Below are 19,132 nucleotides of genomic sequence, written 5' to 3' on the forward strand. Positions count from 1 at the left end.
ATTAATCGATATGTTAGAGGTGCAATCATGCCTAAAGAAATAGATTCAGAAAAAGCTAAAAAAATCCGTGAAGACTATGCAAATAAAATAGCTGACTTGAAAGCTGAGAATACCTTCAAGGAGGAATTACTAACTACCAAGCTTATGGATATCCATCCTCAAATAAGACAAAAAACTTATTCGATCTCAAATAAAAATAGTGAATTAGTTCGTCCTCCACAGAAAAAGCAAGTCACAGTTGATGAAAAGGTTAAAGAAGAAGAGGATAAAAATAAAAAACCGCCCATATTTTTGACCACCTGGGAAGATACTTCGACTAATAAACTTCTCGCTTATAGCATTAGTATAGGTGGGATGGGCTCTACTGTCCATGATGTTTCTCATCTAAATATAACTCGTTCAGAATTTATGAGTATAGCAGTGCCATTAGTGCTGTCAGCTTCGAGCAGTTCTGTGGAAAAGCTTCTGCAGGATAAGTTCCCGTCATGTCGAACTTATGCCAGTTTTGATGAATATGAGAAGTCACTTCAATCTCGTTATAATACCCCGTTTAAATTGACTCCAAACCCTTTTTAAATTTGAGATAAGCACCGCTAAAAATGTTTATAACGAATCTCGATAAATATCCATCTCAAATTGCATTGTATTATTAATCGAGTTTCATTTGTGCGACAGAGCCCGAAATTGATCTTAAACACGGACACTCAGTTCTTGAATCAAGACCATAGCGTCATGGGGAGCACAAACTTTTTCGTCATTATCAAAATAGCAAAAAACGGGCTTAGCTTCTTCTTGCCAATGGATAAATTTATCCGCATAGTCTGATAGCAATTCCCTGTTGTAATGACCTTGATAGGGTTGCGATTCTGGCCCATGGAGACGGATATAAATAAAGTTACTCGTAATCAATTCAGGTGATTGATAGCCTTTATAATCATAAAAACATAAAGCAATTTTATGACGATGCAGGACATCGTACACAGATTGGCAGAGCCAACTTTTGTCCCTAAATTCAAAGGTGTAGTAATGATCTTGCGGCAATAATTTGACGAAATTCTGCAATCGTTCGATATCAACAGGCCATCTTGGAGGCAACTGAAACAAAATAGGGCCAAGTTTTTTTCCAAAAGGTTCTAATGCCTTTAATAAATAGGTGAGGCTTTCCTTAGTATTTTTTAGTCTTTTCAGATGAGTTATATAACGGCTGGCTTTGCAGGAGAAAATAAAATTATCCGGTGTAGCTTCATACCAGGATTCAATGGTTTTCTTCCTTGGGGTACCATAAAAACTCGTATTCAGTTCAACGGTTTCAAAAAAATTTGCATAGTGGCCAAGCATCTCTCGGGCAATAATTTTATCTGGATAAAAATCACCTATCCAGCCTTTAAAACTCCATCCAGAAGTTCCTATGTAAAAGCCCCTAAAAGGCATGCAATTACTCCCTAGAAAGATTATGCGATACACGCTTTCCACGCTAAGTATAGATTAACGGGAGGTGGTTAGTTATTACCCACTCTAACGGTCGAGATGAAGTATGAAGTCTTTGTATAGGGAACGTCCCTAGTTGATTCTTCGGAAAAAATATAATCTAGCGGCTAAACTATAAAAGTGGGGTAATTTTTTCTGAACTATTGTATTTGAGTCTTCTTATTTGGCAGTACGGGAGTATGGTGATGAAAAAAGGGCTTGTTATACTGTTGTGTTTTTTTATGAGCCAATTAAGCTTTGCAGAAGTTAGTAAAGGTTTTATGGTGGCAAGTCCTGTTTTCGAACCAAATACCTTTATCCCAGAAAAATATACCTGTGATGGCGCAGATATCTCGCCCGCTTTGTTCTGGCAGAACCCTCCAGAAAATACAAAATCGTTTGTTCTAATCATTGAGGATCCCGATGCATCCAGTCAAAAATGGATTCATTGGCTGGTATTTAATATACCTGCAGAGAACAGAAATTTAACAGAGGGACTGTTACCTGCAGGGGCTATCAGTACGAGAAATAGCTGGGGGATTATGGGGTATCGAGGCCCTTGTCCGCCTGCTGGTGAAACCCATCGTTATTTTTTCAAGTTATATGCACTCGATCAAATGCTTCCTTTAAATGCTTCAGCGACAAAGGATGAGGTTGTAGATGCTATGCAATATCATGTTCTCGCAAGCAGTGAGTTTTCAGCGAACTATCATAGAGATTAAGCGAAGTCTTCGTCGGTGCACAACGTCCTTTTCAAAGCCGATTGTTAGGGGAATGGGTCCACCATTACATAAAGTGACCCTGTTTTGACATTTCCCATAATATTTGGACAAACAGAAAATTTTTGTACAATATACTCGCGAAAAATTAGAGTTCTGATTCTTTGATAAAGGTAAAAAAATGAAAAAATGCAATTCAATTTTATATGGTCTTTGGGTGGTATTCTTTGTTATTTTAGTTCAATCTGCTGCTGCAAACACCAATAATAGTAGTGTTGCCATCGGTTCGCCGATGCAGAAAGCAATCTTGGTCTATGTTAATGAATACCGTGCTCAGCGAGGGTTACCCCCACTTAAGATGAATAATCTCATGTCAAAAGAGGCTGAAATACATAGTCGAGAAATGGCTACTCATAAAATCTCTTTTGGCCACAAAGATTTCGATAAACGTATAAAACGCTTATTTACCACGATCAAACAATGTCGCGGTGGATCAGAAAACGTGGCTTATGCCTACAAAGATGCTAAAGATGTTGTAAAAAATTGGCTAACCAGCCCAGGACATCGTCGTAATATCCTGGGGCATTATAATTTAACTGGAATAGGTCTTGCTCGTGACAGTAGAGGAAAAATTTATTTTACCCAGATTTTTCTGCGAACAGACAATCCAGTCTATGTGGGATAACGGCAATGAAAGTTTGCTGACAAAAAGGAATGGTGGAATGGAAGAAGGTGATGGATAATGTGCGGTGGTTATTGGCGGAATGTCAACAACACAAACTGATCAACTTCAGGAACTGATGATTCAATATTGCAAGGAGGAATGATGACAGAGAGTTTTAAGAAAACGCTAACAAGGCTCGGTATTCCTCCTATTCTTTATGGTACAGCATGGAAAGAAGAAGCCACTCAAAAACTTACTTTTCAGGCGCTGAACACAGGCTTTACAGGTATCGACACGGCTAATCAACGCAAACACTATTTTGAAGAAGGTGTGGGTCTTGGAATAAGAGAGTTCTTGGGTATAAGCGGCAAAACAAGAGCAGATCTATTTCTGCAAACAAAATTTACTTTCGCTCAAGGTCAAGATCGGCGAAAGCCCTATAACGAATCTGATCCTTTTAAAGATCAGGTCTTTCAGTCATTTGAAAGTTCATTAAAGCATCTACATACAGATTATATTGATTCTTATATTCTTCATGGCCCCTATTTTTCTATAGGACTTGCCGAGGCAGATTGGGAAGTATGGCATGCTATGGAAAATTTATTTCATGAAAAAAAGGTGAATTTTCTTGGAATTTCAAATGTAAATATTTCTCAGCTGGAAAGCTTATACCAGGGTGCAACAGTTAAGCCTACGTTTGTGCAAAATCGCTGTTTTGCCGTTGAGGAATGGAACAAAGAAATACGAAATTTTTGCAACGAGCGAGGTATAATTTATCAGGGATTCTCACTGTTAACAGCTAATCAATCCTATCTTTTAAGCTCATTTATGGAATCATTGATGCAAAAATATAATAAAACGATACCACAAATTATTTTTCGTTTTGCTCAGCAAATAGGAATATTGCCATTGACAGGTACCACGAATAAGCAACATATGCATCAAGACCTGAACTTAGAAGACTTTGAGCTCACCTCTCTGGAGCTGAAGCAAGTTGAAGATATTGCCCGCTGAGTAGCCCCCTATCTAGAATCATTCTCAAGATTCGGGAGAACCTTGGCTGTGCTCAGGATCTCCTGAAGGAGGGTATTGTATTATCCGTTATGGGTGACTGCGTCGTTGCAAATAATTTGTTAGTTCTAATAGATCCTGAGCTTGTGGTCCTAAAGGGAGAAGTGCGTCTTTAGCTCGTTGAAAGTAGTTGTCAATGAGATTAAACAGAGCACGTTTACTATAAAGATTGGCAAATGTACATTTTTGATTTGCGGCATCAGAAGCACGACCTTTACCTAATACGCCTGGATCCATGTAATGATCGAGATAATCATCTTGCATTTGAAAAACCAAGCCTAAATGGGCGGCAAAATTGCGCAAAGCATCCACAACGGTTGTCGATGCATGACTGGCTGCCAGAACCATGTTAAAGCAGGCAGAAATTAATTTACCTGTTTTAAGATGGTGAATCACACGTAGTTCTGATTCTGTGATGATAGTACCTGATAGTTCTGAAAGATCCAAACTTTGGCCGCTTACCATGCCTCCTGGACCACTGGCTTTGACTAATTCGTGAGTGATGTTAAGGACTTGCGGTAAATGCAAAAATTTGGGTAGTTCGTTAAGCAAGAGATCAACAGCTAGAGCTTGCATACCATCCCCTACCAAGATAGCTGTTGCTTCATCAAATGCTTTATGACAGCTGGGTTTCCCACGTCTAAAATCATCATTATCCATGGAAGGCAGGTCATCATGAACCAATGAATAGCAATGAATGAGTTCCAGCGCTGCCGCTATAACGTCCAAGCTTGATTGTTTGACCTCAGTGATTTCTCCACACAAGTAAACCAACATGGGTCTTAATCGTTTACCACCAGGAAATAATGCATAGAGCATTGCCTCTTTGATGCGTTGTGCTGGGATGTCAGCATTAACAACAAGGGCATGAAGAATGGCTTCATGATGAGTCAGGTAGCGAGCAATATTTTCATTAATCATCAGAGGTTTCACTGCTTTTAGTATCTGAATTGGCCAGCAATTCGATTTTTTGTTCTGCCTCGCTTAAAACTTGCTGACACTTACGTGCTAGCGTGATGCCTTTTTCGAATTGTTTTAATGACTCCTCGAGCGTTAGTTCGCCTTTTTCCAATTGCATGACTATTTCTTCAAGTTCTGCCATGGATGTTTCAAAATGAATAGCCTTGGTCATAATATGAACCTGGTGTGGAGAAATCACGTAGTATACCCTTTGGGAGTCAATTTTCAAACAACTGATTAAGCGATTATCAAGCGTGGTATTTAAACCATAGGGGCATCACCCTGGTTAAATAAACCATAAATTTCCATAAACCGACTTGCGACTCCACATTGCCATAAGGATCTGCTTTTAACTCTGGATAACCGATTCCTAGGCCAAACAGTCCGGGTCCTATAATTCCGAGATGAGGATTATGGTTAATATTTTCGTAATCACCAATGGTAATATTTTTCCGGGGTTCAAAACCTACAGCATAAATGACTTTGTGACACTCTGGCAAAAATCGCGCGAGGTTCACTTCTGTTGCATTGTAACGTACGAGGTTTGCTGGCAACACACCATCAATATGGTTCCTGGCCCAGGTAGCTGTTTGACCTTTAAGTCCAGTGTTATCAAACAAAAACCAATCTCCCATATCAATTGCGTAGCGGCAGGGGGAACGATAAAAATTTATTATCCTTTTCACACCTAACTCCACTAGGTAACGGACAATCATAATGGCTGAATGAGAGGAGCCAAAAACTGCATAGGTGTGGCTAGTATTAATAGCGGTTTGTAAGCGTGCTTTATCTATAGCGATTTCAAGGGGGATAACGTCAATACCAGGATAATTAAGACTGGATGGTACTGCCCCTGTGGCTAAAATGACATTTCTGGCCTTAAAAACCTGGGAGTCAGAGTATAATGACCAACAACGTTCTGACAATGCCATGCTATGAATCATGGTGCGCTTAGCAATAATTTTCTTACTTAAATGATCGCTAACCCATTGCAGGGGAGCGACAATTTCACTTAGTGTACAGGTATCCTCAAGATGACAGTGGTTTAATGTAAAATTTACCGGAGCATCTTGATAAGCAAAGGATTGAGCGGCATTCAAAAAATCGAGAAAACGTTTTACAGTGGTATTGCTTGAAACATTACACCAGAATTGCCCAAGATCCCCGACTTTAAATAAGGGGTCAATCCATAAGATATGACCAGGTAAAATACCGTAATCCAGTAGCTTTCCCACCGCAGCAATACCTGCTGGTCCTGCACCAATGACTGCCCACTGAAAAGCTGCTGTTTGACTCATTAACGATTATCCTCTTTTTTAAACTTGCAGATAGATAGGGATTCATGCAGGATCTATAGGTAAAAGTCTAGCTGTATTCCCAGGCTAAGAGTAAAGTCATGAAAACAAAAATACAATTCATTTGTAGTCAATGCGCTGCCGTTTTTTCACAATGGGCTGGTCAATGCACGCAGTGCGGCTCCTGGAATTCTGTCAATGAAGAACGCTCAGATCTCGGAGATCGCGGTTCCCGCTTGGGACATTACGCCAATCAGCGAACAGCTGTAACGTCTTTAGAAGATGTGGTATTAGAGCGGGAAGCCCGTATGGATTGTGGCCTGTCGGAATTAAATCGAGTTTTAGGAGGAGGGCTTGTTGAAGGGTCAGTTGTTTTAATTGGTGGGGATCCAGGGGTAGGAAAATCCACTTTATTATTGCAGACTTTAGCCAGCATGTCTCAGGAACAGAAAGTACTCTATGTGACAGGCGAAGAGTCTTTACAGCAAGTTGCCTTACGGGCAAAGCGTTTGCAATTGCCTGTTGCAAGCTTACGCCTACTTGCTGAAACCCAAGTGGAAGCCATTATTGCTCACGCACATAAAGAGAAACCGCGTGTTATGGTCATTGACTCAGTACAAACCATCTTCACTGAAAGCTTGAGTTCTGCTCCTGGTGGAGTGGGACAGGTACGAGAATCGGCGGCACAGCTTGTGCGTTTTGCCAAAATGACTCAGATCGCTGTATTTATTGTGGGCCATGTAACTAAAGAAGGGGCATTGGCAGGTCCGCGGGTGTTAGAACACATGGTAGATAGTGTTTTATATTTTGAAGGTCAAAATGACAGTCGCTTTCGTGCCATTCGGGCGATAAAAAATCGATTTGGCGCAGTCAATGAACTGGGTGTTTTTGCGATGACCGATCGAGGATTAAAAGAAGTGGCTAACCCATCGGCAATCTTTTTATCACGCCAACCAGAAGCCACAGCAGGAAGTGTGATCATGGTAACGTGGGAAGGATCAAGGCCAATGCTTGTTGAAGTACAGGCTTTGGTCGATGAAGCACATGGTCAGCAGGCCAAGCGAATTACTGCTGGTCTGGAACATAATCGCCTTGCCATTTTGCTCGCTGTATTACATCGGCACGGTGGTGTGGCAACGTTTGATCAGGACATTTTCATTAATGTTGTCGGTGGGGTTAAAGTCACAGAAACTGGAAGTGATCTGGCTTTGCTAGCCGCAGTTGTTTCCAGCTTGCGCAATCGGATCTTTGATCGAGAAACAATTATTTTTGGGGAGGTCGGATTAGCTGGAGAAATAAGACCCGTGCAAAGTGGTCAAGAGCGTTTGCGCGAAGCCGCTAAACATGGTTTTAAAAGAGCTATTGTCCCTTTTGCAAATGCACCCAAGCAAACAATGAATATAGATGTCCAGCCAGTGAAGTATCTGCAAGAAATGTTAGAGAAACTTTAGGGACGTTCCCTAGTTGATTTTTTGCCTGCAATGAAATTAGAGTAAGAATATAAATAGGTAAATTGGAATTTAATTCGCAAAATTTGAATTAATAAGCTAGGCTGATAATAGTGCAACGCAACATAAATGGAGGTAATAATGAATAAGGATTATTTTAAAAGTTGGACTGCATTAGTAACCGAAATGCAAAAGCCATTCCAGGCAATGATGGAGTTGAATATTCGTACACTACAAAATATGCATTATTTAAAACCAGAAGAAAGTTCTAGCTGGCAACAACCAAATAAATTGATTGATGCTCATCTGAAGCTGGCAATGGAAAATAGCCATCGAATGCTTGATTATATGCGACAATCATTTCAGATTCTTGAAGGTGCTTTTGCATCCATTTCCAAAGAAATACAAAGTACGCGTCAAGGAGCAGGAAGAATAGAAATACCTATCCAAGGCGTTACAGCAAAAAGCAAATCAGCTTCTTCTACAAAGAAAACTTCATCTGCAAAGAAAGCTTCATCTACAAAGAAGACTGCGTCTGCAAAGAAAACTTCATCTACAAAGAAGGCTTCGTCTACAAAAGCGGCAAAACCCGCAAGCAAATTGGCGTCATCAAAGAAAAAGGCTTCGCCAGCCAAGAAAACTGCGGCAAAAACGTCTAAGGCAGCTTCTGCCGCTACAAAAATGAAGTCAGCGCCGAAGAAAGTTGCGACTAAAGCTAAGACGAAAGGCAAAGCCACAAAATCCGCAATAAAAAGCACAAGCTCGCAACCCACAAAAGTAGCAACAGCAACACCAAGCAAAAAAAGCATGCCAGAAAATAAGCCGGCTACATCAACCCCTAAAGCCACCAGTCAGGGCTCTCAAGGATCTTTTGCTCAAAACAGGAGCTTTCCTGGAAGCAATGTAGCATTAACTGCTGCGAAGATGTCAACTCCCGTTACGAAAGTGACGATACCTGAAACGAAACCAACAATGCCTACAAATCCGGCAACAATTTTTAAACAACAAAATGACAAAATGCCAGGACCTAAAAAATAAGTAGGAACTCTGCCCCGCCCGATTGGTGGGGCAGGCTATCTTTCCAAGACTCAGGAGATACTTCGCTTTAAGAGCAAATTTGCTATACTGAAAATGCCTCTTTTTTTTACAATATTTCAGAGAAGACTCAGTGAAAGAATAAACGGATAGGTTTCAGAATGAGGTTCAAGGAAGGATCATTATGAAAAAAATCCATTGCTCTCATCTCCTACTCATCAGTTTTCTATTGCTGCCTACATTGCTCTATAGCCAACGAGTTGTGCATATGGTTTTGCCTAACTATCCTGCTCAACAAGTGATCGAATGGACGGAGCAAACACTTATGACGACTCTTACTGCTGGTTACCATGAGGATGTTTCTGAGGCAGCGAATGTTCGTAAACGCTACCTACACTTAGGTTGGATTCCTATGCAATCGTTTCTTCGTGAAAAGTTAAGAGTGATCGGAAAGCAAGAGATTATGCTTCATCCTGAACCCATTACACCTCCTGTAATTATCCAGACGGAGGATTGTGAGGGAGCGAGTTGTTGGCATGTACATCAAGCTTTTCTTATCCCTGAATTACGTAATAAAGTTGACTTTACAGCTTTGGTTATAACCGCAGATCCTGCTCATGGCTCTCCGTTTCTAATTAAAAGCTTATCTATTGCCTCAACGGATTATTAATGCTGATTAAAGTAATCCGAGCTTACGCCATAAATTGAACAAGCTAATTTTTTGTCGGATTTCTTTTCCCATTCGGGATGATTCAGAACAGCAGTTGCATTTTCATATCCAGTATGTAAGCGAAAATTGATTGCCGAGCGCACAAAATTATAATCTTTGAAAGAGTGAGCATAAGGAGTGCCATTAAAAATAATGTGAACTACGCTAAATCTTTTTTCATGACCTAATTCCAAGATTTTTTGTACCTCTGGATCCTTTTTTGCTTCAGGTGTTAGTTTATCGCTTAAATAATTGATTGCTGCCTGTAAATTTTGTCGGCTAGTGTAGACGTTAGTTAAGCGTCTTGAATGGCTTGCGTAACGAATATCCTTTTGTCGTTCTTCCAATTGATCCATATTTTGTGGTAAAGGACCTTTTAAACTAAAGCAGTCTACCACAAAGCATAATGTGTCTTGCTCAGGCAGAGCATCCAAAACCGTAACTAACGGGGTGTTGGCATAAATTCCGCCGTCCCAATAATAATCATTACCAATCTTTATGGCTGGAAAGCCGGGTGGCAAAGCCCCGCTTGCCATGACATGGTCAACGGTAATTGTCATCATTTGATTATTAAAAAACTCCATTTCACCGGATGTCACATTAACAGCACCCAAACAGAGGGTAATTTTTTTATCATTGATGCGATCAAAATCAATTAACCGTTCTAAAGTGCCACGTAGCTCACTGGTGTCATAAAAACTTAGTTTATCGGGTGTATCACGAGTAAATGGATTGGGTGGGAGAGGGCGTGGTTTGAAAAAACCATCCAAACCAAAAAAAACCGAATATAATGCCCCAAAGCGATTATGTAAATGGTGAGCAAAATTCAATTGGTCGCTATAGAATAAATCGCTCCATAACTTTGGCGCAATGGTATCCCAAAATTCAAGTAATCGCTCAATCTGTTTTTCGGGAGGATTACCAGCGATAATTGCGCTATTAATTGAACCAATGGATACACCAGCCAAAAAATTTGGGCGATAACCCCGTTCATGAATAGCACGATAAGCGCCAACTTGGTAGGCTCCAAGGGCTCCTCCTCCTTGAAACACACAAGCGACACGCTCATAAGTTTGTTTGACATTGATGGCTTTCTCCGGTTGGTTAATCAACCCGAGCGCTTTTTTGTGGTGTGTTGCTGGTTTTTTGACATTTTTCCCTTTTTTATTTTGCACCATAATTACCTACTCCGAATCAAATCCTAGTAGTTAACAACAGTATACAACAAATATTTTATAACTGTTGTAGCTACTAGATTATTGTAGCTCTGAGGTCAATGGCGTTCAGCTATCTTGAAAATTATAATTTTAGCGTACCGTTAATATTGTCTTGCCCTGCCTCTGTTATGCTTTTTAAAGAGTCTTTCAGTTCTTGTGTTTTCTTAATTGAGTCAGTTGGAGTAACTTCAACATATCCTCTGGTAATAAAATTCAAAGCGACCTTTAAGCCGTGCCAAATATTTCCCAAAAATCCCCGATGATTTTTTAATGTACTTTTTTGAGCTATCTCAATGGCGTCATTACAATTTCTCACAAAAACATCTTTCTTGATTTCTCCAGAATAAAATCTTTTTTTTTGGGTAGCTAATGTATCATAGAGATCTTGTGCATCCTTAGCCTCGTTTGGATACTTTCTTGATTGTAATCCAGTAGCTTTTTCCTGGAGTCGTTGCAAATTTTTATTAAATTCTGACTCTTCAAGTAATAGGCCTTTCTTCCATTTGGTAATAGCTGGATGATCTTTCTTATCTATGAGAAACTGACGTACAGCTTCATGTTCTAATGCTGGTTCAAAATTTCCTTTTCGCCAAGCATATACGACTGGTGTTACACTTTCCTTATTAAGTCTTTGGGTACAGCGATATAATAAACTGGTCAGTTCTTGTGAATATTGTCTTATATCTTCCGTAGCACCAATTTCATTATAAACCCTCTGAAATTTCTTTTGATCTTTAATGGGCGTTGTAAAGAAAGATTCATTTACCCTAATAAATTCCCTTACCTCTTCTTTTGTTGGAGCAGGCATCCGCGTGAATTTTTTGATGACTATATGTATATTTATATATCACTTTTTATTTTATTCAATATAAAAAGACATAGACTAAGTTTCTTGATAAGGGGGCAAAAGAGATACGGCCTTAATTCGAATTAAGGCACGCGTTAATGGTACTAATGGTAACCCCAGAATCGTGCTCTCATCTCCTTGAACCTCTTGGAACAACCATTTTGCTACACCTTCATAATTGTAAGCCCCACAACTTTGATAAGGCTGCTCACTCCTTAAATAAGCTTCTATCGTGTCATCACTTAATGCATTCATTGTGAGAGTAGCTATATCATGCTCTTCCCATAAGACAGTACCTCCTTTGACAATGCAATAGGCAGCTAATTGTTGATGGGTTTTCCCTCTGAGTAAACGCAGGTTAGATACTGCAGTGGCATGATCAAGAGGTTTACCTAAATGTCTATTCTCAAAAATGCACAATTGATCAGCTGCAATCACAAAATGTGAGGGGTAGCGATGACTCACATCCAGGGCTTTACAACGAGCAAGCGTGCTAGCTAATTTAAGCATCGATGCTGAAGCAAAATCTTCTTTTAGCTTTTCCTCATTACAAAGCGCAGGGATGATTTCAAAATCTAGACCTAAGGAAGCTAATAATTTAATTCGAGCTTGTGAGGACGATCCTAAAATAATAGGTTGTTGGCTAAAAAACTTAGACATAAACTGCCACCGAAGCCATTAATAGAAAACCAATAATGACAAAGCTAAAATCCCGCAGATTACAACATCGTTCTACCATAACACAGCGTTCCAAGCCGTGAAGCGTACCTAGATAAAGAAAAGTACCAGCAGAAGCCGCAATTAAAATTGGATCAAGCAACGAATTCGTCTCGACTCCATGCCCGAAGTACCAACCAAGAAAAATACCTAAAGGGGTCATCAGGCAGAAAGTGAAGAAAAAACCAAGGCTCTGAGCTCGTCTGAGGGAACTTTTATTAAGCTGAACAGCAATAGCGAAGCTTTCCGCCCATTTATGAGTGATAATTGCCAGAAAAATCATGATGATCATAGGATTGCTTTGTGCTAGACCAAGCGCTGCTCCAAGCATGATGGAATGAACCGAAAGCATACCCCAAGCCAGGATAGCAAAGGCTGGGTGAGTTGCATCATGATGATGATAGATTTCTTTGCCTAGATGTTCAAACCATAAAAAGAGTAAAAATACAGCTCCAGTAATAATAAAGGCAAAAGGGTAGTCATAACCCATCTCCTGGAATAGAGTGTTGGAATCAGGCAACATATGAAGAAGCCCTGCACCAAGAAAAATCCCAGTAGCTAAGGTCTCACCAATAGGGAAGTCAATATGCTCATCGCTTTTTATTCTTTTTTTAAACGGATACCATCCAGCCATGAGAACAACAATAAAAATACTGATGGTAAAAACAATTTTTAAAGTGGTCGTAGCCATAGACACACCCCTCTTTAGGAAATACGCACTACATTAATAGGCTGCTTATTGAGAAAGTGAATAATATTTTCACAGACTACATTTAGCAAGCGTTTTCTTGCTTCGATAGAAGCCCAGGCAATATGAGGAGTAATGACACAATTATCTAAACCGATTAAAGGATTATCCAACCCTGGGGGTTCTTGACTAAGCACATCGAGATAAGCTGCGCTGATTTGTCTATTCTTTAAAGCGTTGGCCAACGCATATTCATCAATCAAGCCGCCGCGCCCGGTATTAATGAGAATGCTTGTGGCTTTCATCTGTTTCAGCGTTGCGCTATTGATAATATTTTGTGTCATGTTGTTAAGTGGGCAATGCAAACTTAAGACGTCACTTTGTTGCAAGAGATCATGCCAATTAACCCAAGTTGCAAAATCACTACTAAATGGTGTTGGCTTATGTGCAATAATTTTCATTCCTAATTGGCTTGCAATGAGCGCAACTTTTTGCGCTACTTTTCCATAGCCCATTAGGCCTAAAGTCAGGCCTGCCAATTCAGTGATAGGATTTAGCCAATAGGCAAAATAGGGCTGTGCTTGCCAATCGCCTTTTTGAATGGATGCATTATGGGCTTCAACGTGATTTGTATGCGCTAATAATAAAGCGAACACATGTTGTGCGACACTGTCTGTACTATAGTCTGGTACGTTAGTAACGACAATATGATGCGAGCTCGCGGCCGCAATATCGATGTTATCAACTCCTGTCGCAGTTTCTCCAATATAACGAAGCTTTGGGAGCTTTGCAAAATGTGAGGCATTTAGCTTTACTTTGTTGGTGATAATAATATCCGCTTCTCGGGCACGTTCTATAACGAGTTCGTCAGGCGTTTTGTCATAGATGTCGACTTCACCTAACTCATAAAGATGGTCTAGGGATAAACCATCATTAAGCAGTGGTTTAGAATCCAAAACCACGATCTTAATTTTTTTCATCATCAGTCATGTCCTGTTGAAAAAATACGCGTATTTCTAAGGGATAATCACAGGAATCAAGGTCTTGATAGATTCGCTGGTAAAAAGACGGCGGTAGCTCTTTTTTTGGGGTGAAAATTAAATCGATGGTCATTTTGCCATCCAGATAATGAATGGTCCAATTTACAAGCCCAGGGAAATCTTGTTGCCATTCTGAAAGCAACTCTTCTTGCAAGATGACACGGTTGGGCAGATGAAGAGAGGGGCAAGTCAACTCATCATCTTCAGGATCCACATGCACAATGACATCTTTAACTCGTTTAAGCTCATTCATAAGGGCTTGATGCACATGTTGAGCAATATAATGTCCTTCAGAAACAGAAATATAAGGTGAGACAAGAATATGTACATCCACCAAAATATCTCCTCCCATTAGTCGACTACGTAATTGATGGATCTTTTCTACACCAGGCACCGACTCAATAATGTCCTCTATTTTTTTTAGCACTTCAGGTTCTACGGCTGTGTCAATTAACTCCTTGACACTGTCCCAGCCGTAACTCATACCCATTTTAATGATCATAAGGCCTACAATAATTGCAGCAATGGCATCCAAATAGATAAATCCCAAGATTGTACCTACCAAACCCAACGTTACCACAATTGAAGAGGCAGCATCGGAACGATGGTGCCAGGCATTGGTTATAACAAGAGAGGACTGAATTTTTTGTCCTACATGGTAGGTGTAATGAAATAGCATTTCATTGGCAACAATTGAGAGTAACGCGACGGGCAAAGCAAGCCATCCAGGTTTGTCATGGGTGGCCTGAATGACTTCGCTGAGTGAATCCCAAGCAATTCCAGCTCCTGCAAGAATGAGTAAGAGGGCAAGGATCAGGGTTGCCGCAGTTTCAATACGTTGATGGCCATAAGGATGCGTTGCATCCGCATCTTGGCTACCATACTTGGAGGCAAACAAAACCATTAAATCAGTAATGAGATCGGAAAATGAGTGTACGCCATCGGCTACTAAGGCATGTGAATGGTAAATAATACCGCCGAAGAGTTTTATGACCCCCAGGATCGCAGTGACGACAGCACCAATTATCGTGATTTTCTTGGCCTGTGAATACCGATCCTGTTGTGTCATTCCTAGTCCTTTATGAGTTCTAGAGTAATATGAATTTCCCCATCTAAATCTTTGCATTCAATAAGCTTGTGTCCATTTATACGACACCAGCAAGGAAGATCGTGTTTTGCCCCGGGATCCGTTGCTAGCACCGTTAATGTATCACCATGAGCAAGTTTTTTCGCCATATTTTGTGTTTTAATCACCGGCATAGGACATAAAAGCCTTCGGGCATCTAAATCGTAATGAGCCATATCTTCCTCACAAGTACCAATGTTGCGGAATATCTTCCGCATGCATAGGCTTAACGTTAAAGATTTCTGTTTCCCCATTCGTATGGAATAACTCAACGTCAACAGAGGGTTCGTTTCGTCCGGAACAAAAACGTGCTGCTACGCGGGCACAAGTAATGTAATCAGCAGAGCTTAATTGCCCTTCAATCAGAATCATCGGTCCTCGATGATCGCGAACTTGCATATGAGTAAATTGTTTACGATAGCCGGTTAAAAAATTACTTTCAGCCTCATCGCGAGCGATGATCATTTTATAATGAGGCATAGGACGGATATGCCTGCCTGCTTTTAAAAGAATGATATCCTCAATGTCGTAGTCTCGCGTTTGCCGATGCTCCCACATATCGCGTAAACGTCGAGTGTAGTTCTCATCGGTTAGCACACAACATCCTCCTGCAGGTTGTGCAAACTCTGAGATTGCCATGGATGCAGCAAGACCTAGTTGTGGTTTACGATTGCGTCCTTGAAAATCATATAAGGCTTCTCGGTTAACCCAACCCTCGCGTTCGGGCAAAGTCGGTGGTAATCGTTTTGCGCATAAGGGACGCAGTAAGCGATCTTCTGCTCCAGATTTGTCTGCAATCAAGGGCATGGTTCCCTTACGTTGAGATTTGGGACGTTGGCCTATGACTTCGCCGGTAATAATAAAATCAAAACCGTGTTCCAGCATCCACTGGTAGGCTTCACGTACCATGAATATCTTGCAATCTAAACAAGGATTGATGTTTTTGCCATAGCCATATTTAGGATTAAGCAAAATATCTTTATAGGGCTCGACAATATCAATGATGTGCAGCTTAATACCCAGTTGCTCTGCCACCCAAAGTGCATCATTGCGTAAAGGTTTGTCACTTTTGCGGTTGCGGATAGCTGAAGTATGACCCGAATGGCAAAAGCCAGTATAAAAATTGATTCCTTCGACCTCGATGCCTTGTTGCTGAATCAGTTTAACGGCAAGCATGGAGTCCAAGCCACCTGAGATTAAGGCAACTGCTTTACGTTTGACGGTCATGAGAAAACCTGATAATAAAATGGCCAATATTTTAACCTTTCTATGGACTTGGTCAAGTTAAACTGTGCCAATAATGGGAGCACTAATGAAGCTTCGCTTAATTTCTATCTTCTATAGGATACGCCATTTAATTGCTTTATTTGCCATGTTAGTTGGACTTTACCTCATCAAAAGCATCACTGAACTCTTATATCTACCCGCGCAGCCGCAAAAGCTCACTCTTTTTTCGCTCTTTAAGATTCTCTGGTCTACCAATGACGTTTTTTTACGCTTCATTGTCATCATCAACTTTTTAATTAAACCTGTTTTTATTTACATTGCCATTTTGCTCTTGCTGTATGCTTTGAAGGAGAATTCCGGGAGTAAAAAACATTAGGGACGTTCCCTTAAAAATCAAAATGGTCGCTGGGGCAGGTTGATAATTTGTGGAGCAGCTGATTATGAGCTTTATTTTCAAAGGATTTTTCAGCCTGTACACAGAATTATCCACAGATTTTGTGGATAATTGGAAAAGAGTTACTACATAGGGCAATGCCAAAGATGCAGATGTATCAAGGACTATCGCGAAAATTTTGTGATTCGCAGGTTATTGAGGAACAAGAAGATAAAAAAGTTATCCACAGGGCTGTGAATAAAGGAATAGAGAAATGAGTTAGACTATCTTAGCAAAGAAAAAGTGAAAAAACAGTCTTGACATTACGATTTTCAAATAATTTTTTATCTTACTCCTCACCATACTCTCTCCCACAAGAGGGGAGGGAAAAATACCTCACCCATTGTGGGAGAGGTCGACGTGCGTACGGCGGGGGAGAGCTCCATAAATTAGCCTTGGAAAAATTGTTCAAACTCTCCTAACCAACGTTCGGCAATTGTCCGGGCCAATGCTTTGTTCTCGGTTGCTAATTTTTTTGCCACCTGCGCTATTGCAGGTAAAAGGGCCTGATCACGCTGTAAATTTGCTATCTTAAATTGACGATAGCCTGTTTGGCGCGTACCTAAGACTTCGCCAGGTCCTCTCAGTTGTAGATCTTTTTCAGCAATGATAAAACCGTCATTGGTTGAACGCATAACGCGTAAACGCTCGGCGCTAAATGGTGAAAGAGGGGCTTGGTAAAGCAACAAACAATGGGCTTGCTGATTTCCTCGGCCCACTCTGCCACGTAATTGATGCAATTGCGACAAACCCAGGCGATCTGCATTTTCAATAATCATCAAGCTTGCATTAGGAACATCAACGCCGACTTCGATGACGGTTGTGGCCACTAAAAGATCAATCTCACCTTCTTTAAAAGCCAACATCGTCGCTTCTTTTTCTGTAGCTTTCATACGCCCATGGACCAAGCCTACGCGAGCATTAGGCAGTTGTTGTTGGAGGTTGTCAGCGGTGGCAGTTGCTGCCATACATTGCAGTTTCTCTGATTCCTCAATTAATGTACAAACCCAATAAGTCTGACGACCACCGGCTATAGCTGCTTGCAATCGTTGGATGATGGGTTCTCTTTTTTCCTGGCTCAAGACTGCTGTAACAACTGGCGTTCGACCCGGAGGCAATTCATCAATGATCGATACATCGAGATGGGCAAATTGCGTCATGGCTAGTGTTCTTGGGATAGGAGTTGCTGTCATTAACAACTGATGAGGAATAAGTTCACCATGTTGTCCTTTTTGCTGCAATAAGAGACGTTGTTCTACCCCAAAACGATGTTGTTCATCGATGATAACCAAACCAAGATTGGCAAAATTTACTCCCTCTTGGAATAAAGCATGAGTCCCAACCAGCATGTGGCATGCTCCACTTTGGAGCATGGTTAGTGTTTCTTTCCTTTCACTCGCTTTCATCTTCCCGCTCAGGCGGCGGCAATTTAGTCCTAACGGAGAAAACCAACGCTGAAGATTAGTAGCATGCTGTTCGCTTAGTAATTCCGTAGGAGCCATAAGCGCAATTTGATAGCCGTTAGCAATCGCTTGCAAAGCGGCCATTGCAGCAACAACGGTTTTTCCGGACCCCACATCACCTTGAACCAGACGTAGCATTGGCTTATTTTGGTTTAGATCATTGGCCACTTCTTCACTGACACGCCATTGTGCCTTAGTTAAAGCAAAGGGTAATTGTTTAATAAATTGCTCACGTAGGATCGTATCTACTGTCATCGATGGTGCTGATAAGTTGTGTCGATGTTGACGCGCGAATTGCATACTTAAACGTTGCGCTAGCAATTCATCGAAGGCAAGGCGTTGTAAAGCTGGGTGACTACCTTCTTCTAATGTTTGCAGAGAAATCTCGGGCGGTGGGTTGTGGAGTAGTTGCATCGCTTCGGGAAGAGGATAAAAGCAATTCTCTCCTAGTTCCTCAGGTGTCATCCATTCCATATCGAGTAAGTGTTCGCGGCAGGTGCTGAGAGCTATTTTTACCAGTTGGCGTAAACGAGTTTGGCTAAGTCCTTGTGTTGTGGAATAAATTGGGGTTAATGTTTCTTCGACACTAAATTCTTCATCATCTGCTAATAATTGATACTCAGGATGAATCATCTCCAAGCTATTAGAGAATTCACGAACTTCTCCAAAAGCGCGGATGCGAGCGCTTTCATTCAACGCTTTTATTTGTTGCTTATTAAAATGAAAGAAGCGGAGTTTTAAAACACCACTTTTATCTTCTACATAGCAGTAAAGCATCATCCGTTTGCCATACTTAATTTCTGTCTTACAAACCCGTCCAGCGATAACAGACCAATCATTAGCACGCAAATCACCTATGGCTGTGATGCGAGTGCGATCCTGGTAACGATAAGGAAGATGAAATAGTAGATCGGCCACGGTATAGATGCCGCATTTGGCAAGTTTAGCCGCCAATGTCGGACCTACTCCAGCTAACATTTCACAAGTTTGTTGCAACACGGTATTA

General features: G+C 40.9%; 21 protein-coding genes. 8 read left to right on the forward strand and 13 right to left on the reverse strand.

The window, feature by feature from the left end; all coding sequences use genetic code 11:
• Positions 1–27 precede the first annotated feature (27 nt).
• Positions 28–576 (forward strand): hypothetical protein, encoded by a 549-nt coding sequence (locus CKV79_RS02570; protein WP_028372202.1) that lies wholly within the window; start codon positions 28–30, stop codon positions 574–576.
• Between the two features lie 114 nt (positions 577–690).
• Here CKV79_RS02570 and CKV79_RS02575 read toward each other — a convergent pair whose 3' ends face one another.
• Positions 691–1,431: a DUF72 domain-containing protein gene (locus CKV79_RS02575; RefSeq protein ID WP_028372203.1), complete on the reverse strand. Its 741-nt coding sequence runs from the start codon at positions 1,429–1,431 to the stop codon at positions 691–693.
• 242 nt (positions 1,432–1,673) lie between these two features.
• Between CKV79_RS02575 and CKV79_RS02580 the strand changes: the two genes are divergently transcribed.
• The 3 genes from CKV79_RS02580 to CKV79_RS02590 all read left to right on the forward strand — a co-directional run bounded on the left by CKV79_RS02580 (position 1,674) and on the right by CKV79_RS02590 (position 3,864).
• Positions 1,674–2,189 (forward strand): YbhB/YbcL family Raf kinase inhibitor-like protein, encoded by a 516-nt coding sequence (locus tag CKV79_RS02580; RefSeq protein ID WP_081778017.1) that lies wholly within the window; start codon positions 1,674–1,676, stop codon positions 2,187–2,189.
• Between the two features lie 178 nt (positions 2,190–2,367).
• Positions 2,368–2,871, forward strand: a complete 504-nt coding sequence (locus CKV79_RS02585; protein ID WP_095141702.1) for a CAP domain-containing protein — start codon at positions 2,368–2,370, stop codon at positions 2,869–2,871.
• Positions 2,872–3,012: 141 nt separating this feature from the next.
• Positions 3,013–3,864, forward strand: coding sequence for an aldo/keto reductase family protein (locus CKV79_RS02590; RefSeq protein WP_028372205.1), 852 nt, complete (start codon positions 3,013–3,015; stop codon positions 3,862–3,864).
• Positions 3,865–3,951: 87 nt separating this feature from the next.
• On the opposite strand, the gene CKV79_RS02595 is transcribed toward CKV79_RS02590, so the two are convergent.
• The 3 genes from CKV79_RS02595 to CKV79_RS02605 form a co-directional block, all read right to left on the reverse strand.
• Positions 3,952–4,842: a polyprenyl synthetase family protein gene (locus tag CKV79_RS02595; RefSeq protein ID WP_028372206.1), complete on the reverse strand. Its 891-nt coding sequence runs from the start codon at positions 4,840–4,842 to the stop codon at positions 3,952–3,954.
• Positions 4,835–5,053, reverse strand: a complete 219-nt coding sequence (locus CKV79_RS02600) for an exodeoxyribonuclease VII small subunit (protein WP_028372207.1) — start codon at positions 5,051–5,053, stop codon at positions 4,835–4,837. The genes CKV79_RS02595 and CKV79_RS02600 overlap by 8 nt, the downstream gene beginning before the upstream one ends.
• Before the next feature lie 76 nt (positions 5,054–5,129).
• Positions 5,130–6,179 carry an FAD-dependent oxidoreductase gene (locus CKV79_RS02605; RefSeq protein WP_028372208.1) on the reverse strand — a complete coding sequence of 350 codons (1,050 nt, stop codon included), beginning with the start codon at positions 6,177–6,179 and terminating at the stop codon, positions 5,130–5,132.
• A 98-nt stretch (positions 6,180–6,277) separates the two neighbouring features.
• On the opposite strand from CKV79_RS02605, the gene radA reads away from it, so the two are divergent.
• From radA to CKV79_RS02620, 3 genes are all read left to right on the forward strand, one after another.
• Entirely contained in the window at positions 6,278–7,627 is a 1,350-nt protein-coding gene (gene radA / locus CKV79_RS02610) for a DNA repair protein RadA (RefSeq protein ID WP_028372209.1), read from the forward strand.
• A 138-nt stretch (positions 7,628–7,765) separates the two neighbouring features.
• Complete coding sequence (locus CKV79_RS13895; protein ID WP_193787155.1) at positions 7,766–8,662, forward strand: hypothetical protein; 897 nt, start codon at positions 7,766–7,768, stop codon at positions 8,660–8,662.
• Between the two features lie 181 nt (positions 8,663–8,843).
• On the forward strand, positions 8,844–9,329 hold the full coding sequence (locus tag CKV79_RS02620) for a hypothetical protein (protein ID WP_051546036.1): 486 nt from the start codon (positions 8,844–8,846) through the stop codon (positions 9,327–9,329).
• On the opposite strand, the gene CKV79_RS02625 is transcribed toward CKV79_RS02620, so the two are convergent.
• The 8 genes from CKV79_RS02625 to CKV79_RS02660 form a co-directional block, all read right to left on the reverse strand.
• Positions 9,326–10,546, reverse strand: coding sequence for a patatin-like phospholipase family protein (locus CKV79_RS02625; RefSeq protein WP_028372212.1), 1,221 nt, complete (start codon positions 10,544–10,546; stop codon positions 9,326–9,328). The genes CKV79_RS02620 and CKV79_RS02625 overlap by 4 nt on opposite strands.
• Before the next feature lie 121 nt (positions 10,547–10,667).
• Positions 10,668–11,393, reverse strand: coding sequence for a hypothetical protein (locus tag CKV79_RS02630; protein ID WP_028372213.1), 726 nt, complete (start codon positions 11,391–11,393; stop codon positions 10,668–10,670).
• 75 nt (positions 11,394–11,468) lie between these two features.
• On the reverse strand, positions 11,469–12,092 hold the full coding sequence (locus tag CKV79_RS02635) for a Maf family protein (RefSeq protein ID WP_028372214.1): 624 nt from the start codon (positions 12,090–12,092) through the stop codon (positions 11,469–11,471).
• Positions 12,085–12,840 carry a ZIP family metal transporter gene (locus CKV79_RS02640; protein WP_028372215.1) on the reverse strand — a complete coding sequence of 252 codons (756 nt, stop codon included), beginning with the start codon at positions 12,838–12,840 and terminating at the stop codon, positions 12,085–12,087. The genes CKV79_RS02635 and CKV79_RS02640 overlap by 8 nt, the downstream gene beginning before the upstream one ends.
• Positions 12,841–12,854: 14 nt before the next feature.
• The gene (locus tag CKV79_RS02645) at positions 12,855–13,820 is read right to left on the reverse strand and encodes a D-2-hydroxyacid dehydrogenase (RefSeq protein WP_231950189.1); all 966 of its coding nucleotides are present in this window, start codon (positions 13,818–13,820) and stop codon (positions 12,855–12,857) included.
• Positions 13,804–14,946, reverse strand: a complete 1,143-nt coding sequence (locus CKV79_RS02650) for a cation diffusion facilitator family transporter (protein WP_028372217.1) — start codon at positions 14,944–14,946, stop codon at positions 13,804–13,806. Before CKV79_RS02650 ends, CKV79_RS02645 begins: the two co-directional genes overlap by 17 nt.
• A 2-nt stretch (positions 14,947–14,948) precedes the next feature.
• The gene (locus tag CKV79_RS02655) at positions 14,949–15,221 is read right to left on the reverse strand and encodes a sulfurtransferase TusA family protein (protein ID WP_231950193.1); all 273 of its coding nucleotides are present in this window, start codon (positions 15,219–15,221) and stop codon (positions 14,949–14,951) included.
• Positions 15,187–16,230 carry a tRNA (5-methylaminomethyl-2-thiouridylate)-methyltransferase gene (locus CKV79_RS02660; RefSeq protein ID WP_028372219.1) on the reverse strand — a complete coding sequence of 348 codons (1,044 nt, stop codon included), beginning with the start codon at positions 16,228–16,230 and terminating at the stop codon, positions 15,187–15,189. Before CKV79_RS02660 ends, CKV79_RS02655 begins: the two co-directional genes overlap by 35 nt.
• Positions 16,231–16,315: 85 nt before the next feature.
• On the opposite strand from CKV79_RS02660, the gene CKV79_RS02665 reads away from it, so the two are divergent.
• Entirely contained in the window at positions 16,316–16,606 is a 291-nt protein-coding gene (locus CKV79_RS02665; RefSeq protein WP_231950195.1) for a hypothetical protein, read from the forward strand.
• Positions 16,607–17,052: 446 nt separating this feature from the next.
• On the opposite strand, the gene recG is transcribed toward CKV79_RS02665, so the two are convergent.
• The gene (gene recG / locus CKV79_RS02670) at positions 17,053–19,125 is read right to left on the reverse strand and encodes an ATP-dependent DNA helicase RecG (protein WP_028372221.1); all 2,073 of its coding nucleotides are present in this window, start codon (positions 19,123–19,125) and stop codon (positions 17,053–17,055) included.
• Between the last annotated feature and the right edge of the window lie 7 nt (positions 19,126–19,132).

The organism is Legionella lansingensis, assembly GCF_900187355.1.
GTDB classification, from domain to species: domain Bacteria; phylum Pseudomonadota; class Gammaproteobacteria; order Legionellales; family Legionellaceae; genus Tatlockia; species Tatlockia lansingensis.